17 protein-coding genes are annotated in these 16,843 nt (G+C 39.3%); 12 read left to right on the forward strand and 5 right to left on the reverse strand.

What is annotated here, in order from left to right; translation table 11 throughout:
- The first annotated feature begins 277 nt into the window (after window positions 1–277).
- The 8 genes from JKP73_RS06160 to JKP73_RS06195 all read left to right on the forward strand — a co-directional run bounded on the left by JKP73_RS06160 (window position 278) and on the right by JKP73_RS06195 (window position 8,960).
- The gene (locus JKP73_RS06160; RefSeq protein WP_234447075.1) at window positions 278–2,095 is read left to right on the forward strand and encodes a rhamnogalacturonan lyase; all 1,818 of its coding nucleotides are present in this window, start codon (window positions 278–280) and stop codon (window positions 2,093–2,095) included.
- Between the two features lie 52 nt (window positions 2,096–2,147).
- A complete protein-coding gene (locus JKP73_RS06165; protein WP_021290112.1) occupies window positions 2,148–2,780 on the forward strand; it encodes a YesL family protein in 633 nt (210 codons plus the stop codon).
- Between the two features lie 10 nt (window positions 2,781–2,790).
- Window positions 2,791–4,113, forward strand: coding sequence for an ABC transporter substrate-binding protein (locus tag JKP73_RS06170; RefSeq protein WP_200411003.1), 1,323 nt, complete (start codon window positions 2,791–2,793; stop codon window positions 4,111–4,113).
- Window positions 4,114–4,204: 91 nt separating this feature from the next.
- Window positions 4,205–5,086, forward strand: a complete 882-nt coding sequence (locus tag JKP73_RS06175) for a carbohydrate ABC transporter permease (protein WP_031335258.1) — start codon at window positions 4,205–4,207, stop codon at window positions 5,084–5,086.
- Complete coding sequence (locus JKP73_RS06180; protein ID WP_021290115.1) at window positions 5,083–5,910, forward strand: carbohydrate ABC transporter permease; 828 nt, start codon at window positions 5,083–5,085, stop codon at window positions 5,908–5,910. Before JKP73_RS06175 ends, JKP73_RS06180 begins: the two co-directional genes overlap by 4 nt.
- A gap of 188 nt (window positions 5,911–6,098) precedes the next feature.
- The gene (locus JKP73_RS06185; protein WP_021290116.1) at window positions 6,099–7,133 is read left to right on the forward strand and encodes a TRAP transporter substrate-binding protein; all 1,035 of its coding nucleotides are present in this window, start codon (window positions 6,099–6,101) and stop codon (window positions 7,131–7,133) included.
- Between the two features lie 22 nt (window positions 7,134–7,155).
- Window positions 7,156–7,662 carry a TRAP transporter small permease gene (locus tag JKP73_RS06190; protein WP_021290117.1) on the forward strand — a complete coding sequence of 169 codons (507 nt, stop codon included), beginning with the start codon at window positions 7,156–7,158 and terminating at the stop codon, window positions 7,660–7,662.
- Entirely contained in the window at window positions 7,653–8,960 is a 1,308-nt protein-coding gene (locus JKP73_RS06195) for a TRAP transporter large permease (RefSeq protein WP_021290118.1), read from the forward strand. Before JKP73_RS06190 ends, JKP73_RS06195 begins: the two co-directional genes overlap by 10 nt.
- Before the next feature lie 146 nt (window positions 8,961–9,106).
- Here the strand turns inward: JKP73_RS06195 and JKP73_RS06200 are convergent, their stop codons facing one another.
- From JKP73_RS06200 to JKP73_RS06215, 4 genes are all read right to left on the reverse strand, one after another.
- Window positions 9,107–9,592 (reverse strand): methylated-DNA--[protein]-cysteine S-methyltransferase, encoded by a 486-nt coding sequence (locus JKP73_RS06200; protein WP_200411087.1) that lies wholly within the window; start codon window positions 9,590–9,592, stop codon window positions 9,107–9,109.
- Window positions 9,579–10,493, reverse strand: a complete 915-nt coding sequence (locus JKP73_RS06205) for a DNA-3-methyladenine glycosylase family protein (protein ID WP_021290120.1) — start codon at window positions 10,491–10,493, stop codon at window positions 9,579–9,581. The genes JKP73_RS06200 and JKP73_RS06205 overlap by 14 nt, the downstream gene beginning before the upstream one ends.
- Window positions 10,490–11,068 (reverse strand): bifunctional transcriptional activator/DNA repair enzyme AdaA, encoded by a 579-nt coding sequence (locus JKP73_RS06210; protein WP_234447064.1) that lies wholly within the window; start codon window positions 11,066–11,068, stop codon window positions 10,490–10,492. Before JKP73_RS06210 ends, JKP73_RS06205 begins: the two co-directional genes overlap by 4 nt.
- A gap of 212 nt (window positions 11,069–11,280) precedes the next feature.
- The gene (locus JKP73_RS06215; RefSeq protein ID WP_200411004.1) at window positions 11,281–11,841 is read right to left on the reverse strand and encodes an HAD-IA family hydrolase; all 561 of its coding nucleotides are present in this window, start codon (window positions 11,839–11,841) and stop codon (window positions 11,281–11,283) included.
- A 177-nt stretch (window positions 11,842–12,018) separates the two neighbouring features.
- On the opposite strand from JKP73_RS06215, the gene bioA reads away from it, so the two are divergent.
- The 4 genes from bioA to bioB are packed head-to-tail and all read left to right on the forward strand — an operon-like array spanning window position 12,019 to window position 15,778.
- Window positions 12,019–13,395, forward strand: coding sequence for an adenosylmethionine--8-amino-7-oxononanoate transaminase (bioA, locus tag JKP73_RS06220; protein ID WP_200411005.1), 1,377 nt, complete (start codon window positions 12,019–12,021; stop codon window positions 13,393–13,395).
- A gap of 17 nt (window positions 13,396–13,412) precedes the next feature.
- Window positions 13,413–14,135 carry a dethiobiotin synthase gene (gene bioD, locus JKP73_RS06225; RefSeq protein ID WP_188942688.1) on the forward strand — a complete coding sequence of 241 codons (723 nt, stop codon included), beginning with the start codon at window positions 13,413–13,415 and terminating at the stop codon, window positions 14,133–14,135.
- Entirely contained in the window at window positions 14,132–14,743 is a 612-nt protein-coding gene (locus tag JKP73_RS06230; RefSeq protein ID WP_051170027.1) for a biotin transporter BioY, read from the forward strand. The genes bioD and JKP73_RS06230 overlap by 4 nt, the downstream gene beginning before the upstream one ends.
- A gap of 42 nt (window positions 14,744–14,785) precedes the next feature.
- The gene (gene bioB / locus JKP73_RS06235) at window positions 14,786–15,778 is read left to right on the forward strand and encodes a biotin synthase BioB (protein ID WP_200411006.1); all 993 of its coding nucleotides are present in this window, start codon (window positions 14,786–14,788) and stop codon (window positions 15,776–15,778) included.
- 91 nt (window positions 15,779–15,869) lie between these two features.
- On the opposite strand, the gene JKP73_RS06240 is transcribed toward bioB, so the two are convergent.
- A complete protein-coding gene (locus JKP73_RS06240) occupies window positions 15,870–16,832 on the reverse strand; it encodes a D-2-hydroxyacid dehydrogenase (RefSeq protein ID WP_038241821.1) in 963 nt (320 codons plus the stop codon).
- Window positions 16,833–16,843 lie beyond the last annotated feature (11 nt).

Below are 16,843 nucleotides of genomic sequence, written 5' to 3' on the forward strand. Positions count from 1 at the left end.
GGATTTTTATTCCAAATTTAATAAGACGCTGTATCCACCAACTGTTACCATAATATTCAAACTAGAGGGAAAATAGTAAAGGAGCGTGGCGAATGTAACAGCTATTTTGTAAGGGATTTCAATCATTACATAGGATTATAGAAAGGAGATCGCGGCGATGACCAAGTGCAATAAATGGATTCGAAAACCATTTCTATTATTATTTTGCATGATTGTTATTTTTTCCTTTTATCCAGGCAAACAGGATGCCAATCAGGTAAGTGCCCATAAAGAAAGTATGCATGATTCCCCTCGTCAAATGGAAAAGCTCGACCGCGGGCTAGTTGCAATTAAGACAGCTGATGGGGTATTTATTAGCTGGCGAATGTTAGGTACAGATAGGACAAACATATCCTTCAATTTGTATCGCAACGGCAAAAAGATAAATCAATCTCCTATAAAGAAAAGCACCAATTTTCTTGATTCAGAGGGTACTGCGAATGACACATATATGATTGAACCAATTGAAAAAGGAAAAAAACAACCAAGATCTGAGGCGGTAACGGTTTGGTCCGATGCTTCCTATAATGTCCCATTACAAAAACCACAAGGCGGTACAACAAAAGATGGCGTAGAATATGCTTACCAAGCGAATGATACTAGTGTAGGTGACATTGATGGAGACGGCAAATATGAGATCATTCTTAAATGGGATCCTACCAATTCAAAAGATAATTCACACACTGGATTTACTGGAAATGTATACATCGATGCGTACGAGTTAGATGGTACCCATTTATGGCGAATTGATCTTGGCAAGAATATCCGAGCAGGAGCTCATTACACACAGTTTATGGTGTATGACTTAGATGGGGATGGAAAATCAGAAATAGCAATGAAAACGGCAGACGGATCGGTAGACGGTACGGGGGCGATAATAGGTGATGCAAACGCGGATTACCGTAATGAAGAAGGACGAATCATAACCGGACCAGAATATCTCACTATATTTGACGGACAAACTGGGAAAGCATTAGAGACCACGAATTATTCTCCTGCTAGAGGAGACATTTGTGATTGGGGGGATTGCTATGGAAACCGTGGCGACCGATTCCTAGCAGGTATTGCTTACCTTGACGGCACTAAACCATCGCTGATTATGGCTCGGGGTTACTATGAAAAAACAATGTTAACAGCATACAATTATCGAAATGGTAAATTAGAAAAACAGTGGACATTTGATAGTGATGAACCTAGTAATGAAGGGTATGCTAGTCAAGGAAATCATAATCTCAGTATTGCAGATGTAGATGATGACAATAAAGACGAAATTATTTATGGAAGTATGGCGATTGATGATAATGGTACGGGGTTATATACCACTGGATTAGGACATGGAGATGCCATGCATGTAGGAGATCTTGATCCTGAACGCTCTGGATTAGAAGTCTTTCAAGTACATGAATCTTATCCAAATGAGGCTGGTATGGAATTTCGTGATGCCGATTCAGGTGAATTAATTTGGGGTATCCCTACCGATTATGATGTTGGTCGTGGATTATCAGGAGATATTGATCCGAGATTTAAAGGGGAAGAAAGCTGGGCAGTTGATGGTGCCTGGAATAGTACAACTGGCGGCCTTTACACATCAAAAGGCGATAAAATCTCAACAGCCATTCCACCTGCTAACTTTTCCATCTGGTGGGACGGTGATTTATCAAGAGAACTCCTCGATCATCGTTGGAATGAAGACCAGAGTGTTGGAGTAGGCACTATTGCAAAATGGGACTATGAAAATAGCAAAACAAGAACATTATTAACTGCTGATGGAACTTATTCCAATAACGGCACAAAAGGAAACCCTTCCTTACAAGCAGATATTATCGGGGACTGGCGTGAAGAAGCCTTATGGCGAACCGAGGATAGTGAAGCATTAACGATTTATACAACGACAGCGTTAACCAATCACCGAATCTATACATTAATGCATGACCCAGTATATCGATTGGGAATTGCTTGGCAAAACGTTGCTTATAATCAACCGCCACATACAAGTTTTTATTTAGGTAACGATATGCAAAATCCACCCCCTCCAAGTATTTACGTTGTTGATTAATATGAAGCAGTATTCCAATAGGGGTACTGCTTAGATAAAGGATGAAAGTTCGATGTTCGATACGATACGAAGCCTTTGCATTTGGATCATTCGCTTAAGTTATGTCAATATTCTATGGCTGCTATTTATGGTTATCGGTGGAGTTATTTTTGGTTTTATGCCTGCTACCATCTCCTTACTTACCATTATAAAAAAATGGGTAAACAAGGAGGACGTCCATTCGGTTTTATGCTTATTTATTCATACCTATATTCAAGCGTTTCTTAAAGGAAATGGGTATGGACTGTTATTTCTTTTGATTGGCAGCATATTTTATGCCAATATCACCATTCTACTGCCAAATCAGAACTTGCTTACCACGATCTTTCTATATAGCAACATTACCCTATTTATCGTGTATGGGCTGGGTGTTGTTACATTTTTTCCGGTATATGTTCATTTTCAATTAACGATGAAAAATTGTATCAAGCTAACCTTCTTATTTGCTTTATCTCGCTTTCCTATCTCATTCTCGATCCTCCTTACCCTGATTATCTGGCTGTATGTCATTCGATGGTATCCAGGGTTGTCCCTATTTTTTAGTGGAAGCATGGTATGCTTCATCATGGAATGGATCAGTCGAAAGCCTCTATCAGCGTTAACGTCCGTTTCAAATCAAGATGTTTATTTAATAAAAAATGCTTAGGATGATGCATGTGAAAATAAAATGGAACGTTTTTATATTGACCTTGATCATATTATCCTTCCAAGCTGCCTGTGAAGCTACAGAGAGTACAACGGAAGTAAATATCCCTCGTGACCCAGAACAGATATCTGGTGACATTACTGTTTGGGCATGGGCATTAGAAGCAGATTTTTTAGAATCAATTGTTCCTCAATTTCAAGAAAAATATCCAAATGTCAATGTAACGATTAATAAGCAAGGACCTGACCAAGTATATCAACGTCTCATTACTGGTTTAGCAGCAAACCAAGGGGAACAACTCCCGGATTTAGTCCAAGTCGAAGAAACACAGCTACTATCCTATAAAGAAAATTTCCCTGATCGTTTTACAAATTTATCTGAGTTAGGCTACGGCAAATATGAGGGTCAATTTGCCCCAGCCAAAGAGGAAGCAGTGAAGGATGAGAATGGCGATTTCCTAGCAATGCCAAGGGATTTGGGGCCAGTTGGAATCTTTTATCGAAAAGATATCTTTCACCAAGCGGGCGTTGACCCAGCTTCTATCGAAACATGGGAAGATTATATAGATGCCGGTGAAGTAATTCAAACAAAAACAGGAGTGAATATGCTCGGTTTAACCTTAAACGAAACCGTCCCCCTCTACAAATATATGCTGCATCAACAAGGGGCATTTTATTTCGATTCTAGTGGAAATATTGATGTGCATTCAAGTGAATCGATACGAGCACTAGAAACGATACAGCGAATGCAGGATAAGAAGCTGATCACGAACGTAACGAATTGGGATGGTAGAGTATCTGCCCTTAAAAATGGGCATGTCGCGACTTTACCTGGAGCTATTTGGTGGACGGGTACCATGAAAGATCAAATGCCTGAATTATCCGGAAAATGGGGTGCCATGCCACTTCCTAGCTTTAACGAAAAACAAGGCCAAGGGGCTAATGGTGGCGGTTCTAATTTAGTCATCCCCAAAGCATCTACCAATAAAGAAGCAGCTTATGTCTTCGGAGAATTTGCGACAACGGAAGTGAATTTATTAATCGGTGGTTTAAAAAATCAGGGATTATTCCCTTCCTTGTTAGCTACATACGAAGAAAAAGAATTTCAGGAAAGACAAGTGTATTTTGATAATGAAGCGGTTTATAATGTTTTTGCCTCGATTGCAAAAGAAACACCTGTAGTTAATTACACAAGTGACTACGCAAGAGCCAATGACATCGTAAACGATGAAATTGTGTCGATGCTATTAAATGGTAAACCATTGGATCAGGTGGTCGGTGACATCGCTAACACCCTGGGTCCAAGTACTGGTAGAGAAGTAAATAAACCATAGAAAACAACTAAATTTCTGTGAAAGGTGGATATGAATGAGTATTCCTTCTTCGGTGCAATACAATGAAGATCCGTCTCCTCCGCAACCTAAAATGAATGCAAAGAAAAAAAGAAGTTTTATTACTGTGAAGCGGGCACCCTATCTATTCTTATTACCTGCTATTGTTCTATTTATAATCTTTACGGTCTATCCAATCATCTATTCCTTTCTATTAAGCTTTCAAACCAATGCAGAAGCTGGTCGTGTCTTTGTAGGGCTGGACAATTATATTCGCTTATTCCAAGATCGGCTATTCTATGAATCTTTAGCAAATACGTTTATTATCTTAATCTTTCAACTCCCTATCATGTTAGGTTTGGCTGTTGTATTAGCAACTATATTGAACGCTGGATTCATAAAATTAAAAGGATTCTTCCGTGTGTCTTTTTTCGCCCCAGCGGTTACCTCTTTAGTTGCGGCTTCGATTATTTTCTTGCTGTTACTAAATAGGGACTACGGCATTGTCAATTATTTATTGTCCATGATTGGCATGGATGCCATCGGCTGGTTAAGTGATCCCTTTTGGGCAAAGGTATCACTTATTTTAGTAACTACCTGGCGATGGACTGGGTATAATATGGTTATTATATTAGCTGGATTACAGAATATCCCAAGCAATCTTTATGAAGCAGCGAGTATTGATGGTGCGAATAAAATCAGACAGTTTTTTTCAATAACGATCCCTCAGCTAAAGCCGGTTATCCTATTCGCTGCCATTGTTTCTACCATTGGTACCTTACAACTATTTGACGAACCATATACGTTGACAAATGGTGGACCAATTAATGCCACCACTACTATTACTATGTATCTTTATCGTAATGGTTTTGAGTATTTTGATTTTGGTTATGGTTCAGCAATTGCTTATGTCATCGTTATATTAATAGCACTATTATCTTTTATACAATTTAAGTGGGCAGGTGTTACAAAATGATAAACCAGCGAATGGTGAGACAAATCTTGCTTTATAGCCTTTTAATTATTGGGGTCATCGTAACCATTGGTCCCTTGTATTGGACCATTGTTGGCGCTACAAATCCTTCCGGCGAAACATTACGAATACCGCCCAACTTCGTACCAGGCACCCACTTAATTGATAACTTACAAAACCTACTGGCCTCTGTTGATATCTGGCAATCGTTAATTAATTCTATAATAATCACGGTTATTTACACGCTTTTAGCTGGATTTATTAGCACAGCAGCAGGTTTTGCCTTTGCAAAGTATACATTTAAAGGCAAAGAAGCCATTTTCCTTATGTTTCTTATATCTATGATGGTGCCATATCAGGCTTTAGTCATACCGCAGTTCGAACTATTTGCTAATCTAGGGCTGTTAGATACATATAGTGCTATTATCCTTCCACAGCTTGCTTATCCTTTTGCCATTTTTTTAATGAGACAAAACATGCAATCTATTCCTGATTCTTTAATTGAAGCAGCGAGAATAGATGGAGCTAGTGAATTCTATATTTTTATCAAAATCGGCTTGCCAACGATGGTTCCAGCTATTGCCGCGGTATCAATCTTTTTATTTACACATCAATGGAATAACTTCTTATGGCCATTGATCGCATTGATTTCAGAAGAAAAATATACGCTACCTGTCGCTTTAGCAACCATTGCTGGTCAACGTTCCATTGATTACGGGCAATTAATGCTAGGAGCCGTCATATCCATCTTACCTATTTTTTTAATGTTTCTCTTTCTGCAACGTTATTTTATATCAGGAATTATTGGTGGTGCAGTAAAAGAATAAGTCATGTTGATAATTTTGTAAACAAGTGCGTTTCCCTTGTAGTAAGCTTTTCATTTGCTTTATTTCTGAAATTGAGAGAATAATTCTTATATTAATAAGACACCGCTTTTGAAAGCGCTTAAGATATAATTATCTGAAAAATAAATCCGTTTCTATTCCTTATAAACAATAATGGAAGGAGGAAGGACATGAAACCTCTTTTTCGTAAACGTATTGTAGTTAGTACTTTGTTCTTAGGGTTACTTGTTCTAGGCGCTTGTTCCCCTGCAGAACAGGTAGCATCTGGGCAAGGCAATGCGTCAGAGGCAGGAACGAAAACATTAACCTTAGCCCATATCCATAATGATGCAAGTCCTGTATACCAAAGCTTAGAAGAATTCGCTGAAAAAGTAGAAGAGAAAACAAATGGCAGTGTAAATATCAAGATCTATGCAGAAGGAGTTTTAGGTGGCGAGACAAAAGTAATGGAACTTGTACAAAATGGAGTCATCGATATGACCAAAGTGAATGGTGGTGTTGTATCTCAATTTGAACAGACATTTTCTGTGTTCAGCCTCCCTTATGTCTTCCGTAATGATGAGCATTTTCGTAAATTCATGGAAACGGATACAGTCAAACAAATGTATAAGGATCTAAAAGATGTACAATTAAGAGGAGTCACGTATTATGATGCAGGAGCACGCAGTTTTTATACCGGAGAGACAAAGGTAGAGACTCCTGAAGACCTTGAAGGGCTCAAAATTCGCGTGATGAATAACGTTACTGCGATACAAATGGTAGAAATGTTAGGCGCTGCTCCGACACCAATGTCAGCGACAGAGGTGTATACAAGCTTGCAGCAAGGAATTATCGATGGTGCCGAGAGCAGTCCCATTGCCTTAACTGACGCCAATCATGGCGAAGTTGCAAAACAATTCTCCTTTGATGAACATACAAGGATTCCAGACTTCCTCATTATGAGTAATGCATCATGGAACAAATTAAATAAATCGGAACAACAGGCCCTTATAGAAGCTGGTGAGGAAACAACGAAAACACATAATGAAAGATGGGATCAGATGATTGAAGCCAGTATCGATCAAGCAAGAGAAGAAATGGGAGTGGAGTTTTCAAATCCTGATCAAGCACCATTTCGAGAATTAGTGGAACCACTTTTACAGGATCGTCGAAAAGAAAATCCGGCGATTGATACACTGCTTAAAAAAATAGAAGCTATACAATAAAGAAGGTTTGGAGGGGGTTCATTTGAAGAAAGTAAAACGCTGGATAGACTTGGTACTGCTAACCATTGGCAGTATATTAATTATATTTTTAGTTGTTGCCGCAATTTGGCAAGTATTCACCAGATTTGTGCTAGAAGACCCAAGTATAGTTACCCAGGAGATTTTACGATTTTCTTTGATTTGGGTAGCTCTGATTGGTGCAGCTTATGCATTTGGCCAGGATGAACATTTATCACTTACGTTTCTGAGGGATAAGATTACCGGGCAAGCTCATAAACGGCTACGTTGGTTCATTGATATGCTCGTTATTGTATTTGCGTTATTTGTATTCGTAATTGGTGGATATAACATATCCCAAGCAACGATGGCAGAATTATCACCTATCCTGAACATGCCCATGGGATTGGTCTATGGTATCTTACCAATCTGTGGAACCATTATCATATTCTATCAATTGATACATATATCAGAACGTCGTGAGATTGAACGTACCGGTTCGTTTGAAAAGGGTGAACATACATGGATGTAACCGTTTGGACTGCAATCATACTTTTTGGATTGTTTTTTTTACTCTTATTTATTGGTGTACCTATCGCAGTAAGTATCGCCATTGCTTCCTTTGTGTCCATTTTGATGCTGTTACCAATGGCACCTTCCCTATTAGCCGTGTCTCAACAAATCATTACTGGTTTGGATAGTACTGTATTATTAGCCTTGGTTTTCTTTATGTTGGCTGGAAGTATTATGAATAATGGTGGAATTGCAGATAGACTCATCAATTTAGCAAAATTAATTGGTGGGAGAATGTCAGGATCATTGGCGCACACGAATATTATTGGAAATACACTGTTCGGTGCCATATCTGGGTCAGCCATTGCAGCAGCTGCAACCATGGGGCGAATTATGCATCCCCAAGAAAAAAAGGCGGGTTATGATCCTTCGTATGCAGCAGCTGTAAATATTGCCTCAGCACCAACAGGTTTAATTATTCCACCAAGCGGGATGCCAATTATATATTCCCTGCTAAGTGGTGGTACATCAATCGGCGCTTTATTTATCGCTGGTTATCTACCTGGGATTCTAATGATTTTATTACTCATGATTGTGGCATATATCTTGGCTAAGAAAGCGAACTACCCTGTAGTTAAACCAGTCAGCGGTGGAGAATCCATAAAAGTAATGATGCAAGCCATTCCTAGCTTATTACTAATTATCATTGTAATCGGAGGAATTGCCGGAGGAATCTTTACAGCGACAGAAGGAGCAGCAGTTGCTGTCTTATACGCAGCATTACTTAGTTTACTATACCGTCAGTTAAAAATAGCAGATATTCCTAAAATACTTAAAGAAACCATTATCTATTCTGGTATCATTATGTTATTAATTGGAACATCGACAGCCATGTCATGGGTGCTTGCTTATGCTGGTATACCTCAGGCAATTACGAGTAGTCTATTAAGCATTACCGATAACACGATTATTCTATTGTTAATTATGCTATTCATCTTATTAGTGGTTGGCACTTTCATGGATATTGCACCAGCTTTATTAATATTTACACCGATCTTTTTTCCAGTAGCAACGCAAATGGGGATCGATCCTGTTCACTTTGGAATGATTATGGCAATCGCCCTTGCAATTGGGGTGACAACGCCTCCCATCGGAACAGTCTTATTTATTGGAAGTAGTGTCAGTGGCGTAAAAATAGAAAAGATCATACCTAAGCTAATTATTTTCTATATCCCATTAATCATAGCACTTTTACTCGTTGCGTTTATTCCAGAAATAAGCTTATTCTTGCCACGATTATTTGGTTTAGTAGATTAAACAAGAGGCAGAGATAAATTCATAGATTTAAAGATACCTCATCTACCGCTTTTTGCCGGCAAAACCATAGTATAAAGCGGGTAAGCAAGAATAGCTTACCCGCGTAGAAATTCGGATGTCTTCATGACCTTGGTTGCCCTGCCTGTTTATTTATTAGCAGCCGCTATACGCGTTTCATGCTCAAGCAGCCATTTTTTTCGCCATAAACCACCTGCATAGCCTGTTAGTTTTCCATTGGAACCAATGATTCGATGGCAGGGGACGGCGATACTTATCTGATTCTTGCTATTAGCACTTCCCACTGCTCGAATCGCTTTATGATTATCAATCGCTTTAGCAATATCTAGGTAACTCGCTGTTTGCGCAAAGGGGATTGTCGTTAAAGCAGTCCACACGTCCTTCTGAAAGGCTGTTCCTTTTACTTCATATGGAAAGCGAAATGATTGAAGGTTCCCTGCAAAGTATGCCTCAAACTGCTGATAACACATCTTCATAACCTCTGGGAAATCCTCGTAAAAACCGTATTCCACTTTCTCTCGATCCGCAAATAAAACAGAAGTAATCACTTTCTCCGTACCGGTTATTTCAATAATCCCAATAGGCGATTGATAATCTATTTTATACTTGTTCATCATATAACGACCTCCATAGATAAAAGGTGGCATAGGCTTGCCAACCTTCCCATTTTGTTGCCATCATTTCAATTTGTTTCAATGCTGGTTTTTCGTGTAAACCCAATTGCACCTTTATCGCATTATGCAGCCCGACATCCGCAATAGGAAAAGCCTCTGATCGACCAAGGCATTTCATTAGCACATAATCGGCAGTCCAATTCCCTATTCCTCTTATAGCTACGAGTGATTTCTTTACACTGTCATACATTCGCTTACCCAGTTCAGCTTTAGTCAATTGTCCATCGCGGATTAATGCAGCAACATAAATGATGTATTCTGCTTTTCTCCGGGAGAGTTGTAATCCCCTTAATTCATCAACAGTAAGTTCAGCAATGCTTGCTGGATCTGGAAACAGCCAATACCTTTTATCGCGAAATGTCCTATGTTCCCCATACATTTCGGTCAAGCGTTTCTTCAGTTTATATGCAAACGTTAAATTGACCTGTTGACCAATGATAGCCCATGTCAGCGCCTCAAATAAATCAGGTATTCTAATCATGCGTAAGCCTTGATACCGAACTACTAATTTATGAAGTATTTCATCCTGGCTAGCTAAATGATAAAATGCTGTCAAATCTCTATCCAAGTCAAGCCATTCACTGATAAAGCTAACCACTTCTTGTTTAACAGCAAAGGTTGGTACTTCATTAGAAAACTGCACATGAAGGACATTTTCTTTGTGGGTTATATCACATAAAATAAATGCGGTGTCTATTTTTAAAAGCTTATACAAATGCCCTTCATTAATCGTATAAACCAATTCTTGGTCCGACCGGCCTAGAAACCGTAGACATTCTTGGAAACTGAAGTCAGCTGGAAGCGCAATCTCAACATGTGTATGGTGATCCTCCCACTTCATGCTTTCACCTCTCTCCTTTGCTGTTTATCCGTAACGTCACGAAATTCAGTTGGAGAACAATGGTGATATTTACGAAACACTTTATAGAAATTAGACGGGCTATGAAACCCAATACGATTACATATTTCTAAATTCGTCAGATCAGAGCTCTTTAATAAATACACCGCCTTGTCCATCCGAATTTTCTCTAAGTAGATCCGCGGCGTTTCGCCTGTTTCTTCTTTAAAGACACGTTCTAAATAATAGGAGCTGATACCAATATGATCGGAAATGTCCCGCAATTGCAACCGTTCTTTATAATGCTGTAACAAATAAGCAATAACACTTCGAACAAGCATGATATGAGGGGAATGCTCTATCTCCGGCTGACATCTTTTACAAGGTCTGTATCCGGCAGCTTCCACTTGCTCGATGTCCTGATAAAATTCCACATTGCTTTTTTTCGGTTTGCGTGAACGGCAAGAAGGCCGGCAATAAATTTTCGTTGTTTTTACAGCTGTAAAGAATTGTCCATCATACGTACGATCACATGCGAGAATACACTCCCACATCTCATCAAAGGAAAGATCTGTCATGGCTATCTCACTCCTTGATTATCTTTTTATGGATACCATTAGTTTAACAAAAAATTCTTCTTTTTATCGTCCTTATTCTTGCGGTTATGGTCAGATGATTACACACGCTTCGTCTTAATATTAGGATGTTCATGTTATAGAAGACTTCTTCTATGAAGATCATTCGATTCGTCTTTACCAGATTACTCATCTCCCGTTCTCCTTTAAACAAGTTATTTCACAACCTCAAAAAACTCCAAATAGCTATCAATATGATAATCGGCATCGACTTGAGAATTCTGGAAACTACATGTTTGTATGCCTAATTTCTTCGCTGGTATTAAGTCAATAGCGCGATCGCCTACTGCTAAATCTAGGTTGTGTCGATCATGTAAATACGCATACGAAGCAGTATCCGGTTTACGTGGGAAGCCATCATCGATTGTTACCACATCCTTAAAGTATTGATCCAACCCATGCTGTTTTAAAATGCGCAGTAAATTTCTCCGATCCTTATGGGTCATAATCACATTTGTATCAGCAACACGTAGTACTTGCTCTATTCCTTCAAACGGAAGCAATTCAGCAGGTGAAATCCTATCTACTAGGTTGCGAACTTCTCTTTCTTGTGCTTCTGTCATTTGAAAATAACTTACTGTATGGGAAAAAGAGATCTTTAATTGCTCATAAATCGTCTGCTTATCTACGCTATTAGGCAGTACTTGTTGGAATTGCCTTGCATAACTAGGATATGTATTGATTAACGTCCCGTCAAAATCCCATAATACCTTCATTCGATTCACTCCTGTGATGATTACTCTACTTACTTAAAATAGATGCTTTAAAGCCCAAAAGTCAACAAAAGGGCCCTTTCATTCTTAAAGGCTATTGACCTCTTTATAGATATATGATTTCATTATTGTTAACCGAAATAATATTAGGTTAACAATAATTTTTAGGGAGGTTTAACAATGACAAACATCGACGAACTAGTAGAGATGAGCAAACAACATCTCTGGCTGCCGTTTACCCAAATGAAAGATTATGATGAAAATCCACTCATAATAAAAAGTGGTGAAGGGATCATGCTCAAGGATATTCAAGGTAATACATACTATGATGGTTTCTCATCCGTATGGCTTAATGTCCATGGCCATCGAAAGGAAGAATTAGACCGTGCCATTCGTGAACAATTGAATCAAATCGCTCATTCTACACTACTGGGTATGACTAATCTACCAGCAACGGAATTAGCGAGGAAATTGGTAGAGATAACTCCCCCTAGCCTAACTAGAGTGTTCTATTCTGATAGTGGTGCGGAAGCCGTTGAAATAGCTCTCAAAATGGCTTTTCAATATTGGAAAAACAAAGGGATAAACGGAAAAACAAAGTTTGTTACGATGAAAGATGGCTATCATGGGGATACAATTGGTGCTGTTAGTGTAGGTGCCGTTGACATTTTTCACCGTATTTATCAGTCACTTACTTTTGATAGCTTTCACATTCCCTTCCCTTATGTGTATCGACATTCAAGTGGAGATCCAGATGCTTGCAAAGATGAAAGTTTATTAGAACTAGAAAATCTATTCTATCATCATCATCAAGAGATTGCGGGTATTACGGTAGAGTCTATGATGCAAGGGGCAGGCGGAATGCGGCTCATGCCTTCCGGGTACCTAGCCGGTGTAAAGGCATTATGTGAAAAATATAATGTTCTGCTAATTCTTGATGAAGTTGCAACTGGCTTTGGTAGAACAGGAGAAATGTTTGCCTGCAACCATGAAAATGTAGATCCAGATATTATGACGGTTGGAAAAGGAATAACAGGAGGGTATTTACCAATTGCTGCCACCATTTCAACAGAAGAAATATATTCCGCATTCTACGATGATTATACAAAATTAAAAACGCTATTTCATGGACATTCTTACACTGGTAATCAATTAGGATGCGCGGTCGCTCTGGCTAATATTGATCTGTTCGATAAACAAAAAACCATTGATCACGTCAAAGAAAATACGACTTTCATACAGAATAAGCTCACTACACTATCTAAATTAAAACATGTTGGCGATATTAGGCAGCTTGGCTTCATGACGGGAATTGAAATCGTACAAGATAAAACGACTAAGAAACCTTTCCCTTGGGACCAAAGAGTTGGTTATGCTATCTCCTTAAAAATGCGTGAGCTTGGTATGTTAACAAGGCCAGTGGGCGATACGATCGTGTTCATGCCTCCACTCGCTAGTACAAAACAAGAACTACATGAAATGATAGAGATTATGACGGAATCGATCGATATAGTAACAAATCGAATAAATGTCGGACTAGCATCTACTAAAAAATAATAAAGTGAGGGTAGGAGATGAATAGAAAAGGTTTTTTTATTACTGGAACTGATACGGGAATTGGTAAAACCTTTGTTGGTGCCGGAATAGCAGGTGCATTAAAGCAGCAAGGGGTAGATGTTGGAGTTTTTAAGCCAATGTTAAGTGGAGAAAAAAGAGAAGATCCGATGAGTGACACATCCATTTTAAAAGCATTCTCCGGAGATGCGAATTCACTTGAACAGATTACGCCGTTTCAATTTGCTGAACCTTTAGCTCCATATGTAGCAGCAAAACGAGAAGGTCGCTTGATTACACTTGAAAAGCTCGTCCAAGCTTGGGAAAAGATTCAACACACACATGATTTTTTCATTATAGAAGGCGCTGGCGGCCTTGCCGTTCCTTTCGGCAGAGAATATTCTGCTGCACACGTAGCAAAGGCCATTGGAATGCCATTGTTATTGGTTGCGAGAGTGGGGCTAGGTACGGTAAACCATATATGGTTAACCATTGCATACGCAAAACAGCTGGGAATTGAAATAGCCGGAATTATATTAAATGGACTAGATGATAAAAATCAAGGAGTCGCTGAACAAACGAATCCGGAATTTATTGAAGAATTAACAGGTATTCCTGTTCTAGCTGTACTACCGTGGATAGCGTCATTTCATGCGAAGGATGTTGCTGAGTTACTAAATAAATCCTTACCGCTTAAAAGTTTGTTAGATTACAAATGTGGGGAAGGCTGGAAGGGGGCATGATCTTGAGACAGCCGAAACAGCTTTCTGTTACTGATCTTAGCCTGATAGCCATGTTTGTTGCATTTATGAGCATTGGTGCAAATATAACCGCCTGGGCACCTTTCCTGCAAATTGGTGGTGTACCAATTACTTTACAAACATTTTTTTGTTTTTTATCAGGAGCTTTGCTCGGCGGTCGACGAGGAGCTATTGCTATGGTTGTTTATGTTCTTATTGGACTAACAGGCATGCCCGTGTTTGCAGGATTAAAAGGTGGTCTTAGCACCCTTCTTAGTCCAACATTTGGGTTCATTCTTTCATTTATTTTTACCGCCTATATAACAGGAAAAGTAATCGAATATAAGCAACAACCAACGATGAAACGATTTATCGCTGCATCCATAATTGGGCTGCTCTTTAATTACCTCATTGGAACCAATTATATGTATCTTTCTTTCGCCTATTTTATGGATGCAAATCAGAGTATTACCTATGTGGATGCATGGTTGATAATGCTGGCATACTTACCTATTGACCTATTAACAATTTTTGTTGCAGCAATGATCGCACCACGTATTTATTTGATCATCCATCAATCAGCACGAATGCGATTGGATACAAGCGCTTAAAAAAGAAATATATTGTTATAGATGACGTGAAGGAGGAATAGAATGATTCATTTTCAATCGTTAGCAGAAGATGTACTAGCAGGCTATACCATTACGGAAGGGGAAGCAATGCAGATTTTAGAATACCCAGATGACCGTATTCTGGAATTACTACATAGTGCCTATCGTATTCGAAAAAAATATTATGGAAACAGAGTGAAGTTGAACATGATTATAAATACAAAATCAGGAGCATGCCCTGAAAATTGCGGATACTGTGCACAATCTAGAGACTCTACCAATCCGATTGAAAAATATCGGATGATGCAAAAGGATACGATCGTACAGGGTGCTGAAAAAGCACATCAACTTCATTCTGGCACCTACTGCATTGTTGCTAGCGGGCGTGGGCCGACCAATCGTGAGTTGAATCAGATAACAAGCGCAGTCAAAGAAATTAAAGAGAAATATGATTTAAAAATTTGTGCATGCCTTGGTATCCTCAAGCCAGGACAGGCTGAACAGCTGAAGGAGGCCGGGGTAGACCGTTATAATCATAATATCAACACATCGGAAAACCATCATGATAATATTACGACAAGCCACACGTATCAGGATAGGGTGGCTACCGTTAATTACGCAAAACGGGTAGGCATTTCCCCTTGTTCTGGCGTTATCGTTGGAATGAAAGAGACAAAACAAGATGTAATCCAGATGGCAACAGCCTTGAAATTATTAGACGCCGATTCGATTCCGGTTAACTTCCTTCATGCCATGGAAGGAACATTATTAGAAGGAACCGATGAGCTGAATCCGTTATATTGTTTGAAAGTATTATGCTTATTCCGATTTATTAACCCAACTAAAGAAATTCGTATATCTGGGGGCCGTGAAGTAAACTTACGCAGTCTCCAGCCACTTGGATTATATCCTGCAAACTCTATTTTTATAGGAGATTATTTAACAACTGCAGGGCAAGAAGGAACAAAAGATCACCAAATGTTAGAGGATTTAGGGTTTGAGGTTGATTATGAAGGGGATCAACTCCCTGTTTAATGAAGCATGCTTAAGAAAGGGAGTATCGATATGAAAGCAAACGTCGCTCCCTCACCTAGATGGACTCAACGAAAGGTGGGAGCGACGTTCATTAATACCCTTTTTCGAAATTCACGAGATTCTTATTGGGCGTTTCTCCTTGGATATAATGTTCAAGGTTCGGGAGAAAAATATCCTCTATGACCCGGGTGGCATAATATTCTGTAGCGCCCGCTGTATGCGGGGTAATAATGACATTATCCATTTCCCAAAGCGGACTATCCTCCGGTAATGGTTCTGTAGCAAAAACATCTAACCCAACACCAGCAATTTCCTTCTGTTCCAAAGCTTCAATTAAGTCTTCTTCTTGAATAATCGGACCTCTACCTATATTGATAAGTAGCGCGGAATCCTTCATTCGCTTAAATTGAGGAGCAGCAAACATATGGGTTGTCTCAGTCGTTAACGGAAGGGTAATAACCACATAATCACATTGCGGCAGCATCTCATCCAGTTGTTCTGGCTGAAACATTTGATCAACATCGTCGGCCGGATTACCAGAATGACGTACGCCAAGAACTTTCATCTTAAATGCCTTGGCTATTTTGGCGGTTTCCTTACCAATTGCACCCACACCTATGATGCCAATGGTTTTCTTGTGTATTTCCCCACTAAGATGCGCATGATGCCATGTTTTCACTTGCTGCTGGCGCACATAGGTATGTATTTTTCGGGTAAAGCCAAGCATTAAGGCAAAAATAGTCTCGGAAATGGGGTACGCATGCACACCATTTGCACTGGTTACACAAACCCCCCTTGCTTGCAGTGCTTCCAGAGGCAGATTATTGACACCAGCACTCCATGTTTGGATCCATTTTAACCTCGTATTTTCTTCTAGGATGGTTGGAGCAATAGCCTTTTTCCAGTGCAAAATAATTTCTGCTTCCTTTAAGTAATGTTCGAGATGATCTGGGTCATTATCTGCTACCACTTCCCAATTTGGCAGCATTTGCTTTAATCTTTCTATTTGTACGAGTTCGGGTTTTAAATTGATTACAAGTATTCGTTTCTCCATCTTATCCTTCC

Origin of the sequence: Virgibacillus salexigens (assembly GCF_014905415.1) — a bacterium.
Lineage (GTDB): Bacteria > Bacillota > Bacilli > Bacillales > Amphibacillaceae > Virgibacillus > Virgibacillus salexigens.

Excerpts from the sequence above, each read along its gene's own strand:
- JKP73_RS06240 (WP_038241821.1), bottom strand. The coding sequence starts at position 16,832 with ATGGAGAAACGAATACTTGTAATCAATTTAAAACCCGAACTCGTACAA.
- bioB (WP_200411006.1), top strand. The coding sequence starts at position 14,786 with ATGATTCATTTTCAATCGTTAGCAGAAGATGTACTAGCAGGCTATACC.
- JKP73_RS06165 (WP_021290112.1), top strand. The coding sequence starts at position 2,148 with ATGTTCGATACGATACGAAGCCTTTGCATTTGGATCATTCGCTTAAGT.
- JKP73_RS06215 (WP_200411004.1), bottom strand. The coding sequence starts at position 11,841 with ATGAAGGTATTATGGGATTTTGACGGGACGTTAATCAATACATATCCT.
- JKP73_RS06210 (WP_234447064.1), bottom strand. The coding sequence starts at position 11,068 with ATGACAGATCTTTCCTTTGATGAGATGTGGGAGTGTATTCTCGCATGT.
- bioA (WP_200411005.1), top strand. The coding sequence starts at position 12,019 with ATGACAAACATCGACGAACTAGTAGAGATGAGCAAACAACATCTCTGG.
- JKP73_RS06180 (WP_021290115.1), top strand. The coding sequence starts at position 5,083 with ATGATAAACCAGCGAATGGTGAGACAAATCTTGCTTTATAGCCTTTTA.
- JKP73_RS06205 (WP_021290120.1), bottom strand. The coding sequence starts at position 10,493 with ATGAAGTGGGAGGATCACCATACACATGTTGAGATTGCGCTTCCAGCT.
- JKP73_RS06195 (WP_021290118.1), top strand. The coding sequence starts at position 7,653 with ATGGATGTAACCGTTTGGACTGCAATCATACTTTTTGGATTGTTTTTT.
- JKP73_RS06185 (WP_021290116.1), top strand. The coding sequence starts at position 6,099 with ATGAAACCTCTTTTTCGTAAACGTATTGTAGTTAGTACTTTGTTCTTA.
- JKP73_RS06200 (WP_200411087.1), bottom strand. The coding sequence starts at position 9,592 with ATGAACAAGTATAAAATAGATTATCAATCGCCTATTGGGATTATTGAA.
- JKP73_RS06175 (WP_031335258.1), top strand. The coding sequence starts at position 4,205 with ATGAATGCAAAGAAAAAAAGAAGTTTTATTACTGTGAAGCGGGCACCC.
- JKP73_RS06160 (WP_234447075.1), top strand. The coding sequence starts at position 278 with ATGCATGATTCCCCTCGTCAAATGGAAAAGCTCGACCGCGGGCTAGTT.
- bioD (WP_188942688.1), top strand. The coding sequence starts at position 13,413 with ATGAATAGAAAAGGTTTTTTTATTACTGGAACTGATACGGGAATTGGT.
- JKP73_RS06230 (WP_051170027.1), top strand. The coding sequence starts at position 14,132 with ATGATCTTGAGACAGCCGAAACAGCTTTCTGTTACTGATCTTAGCCTG.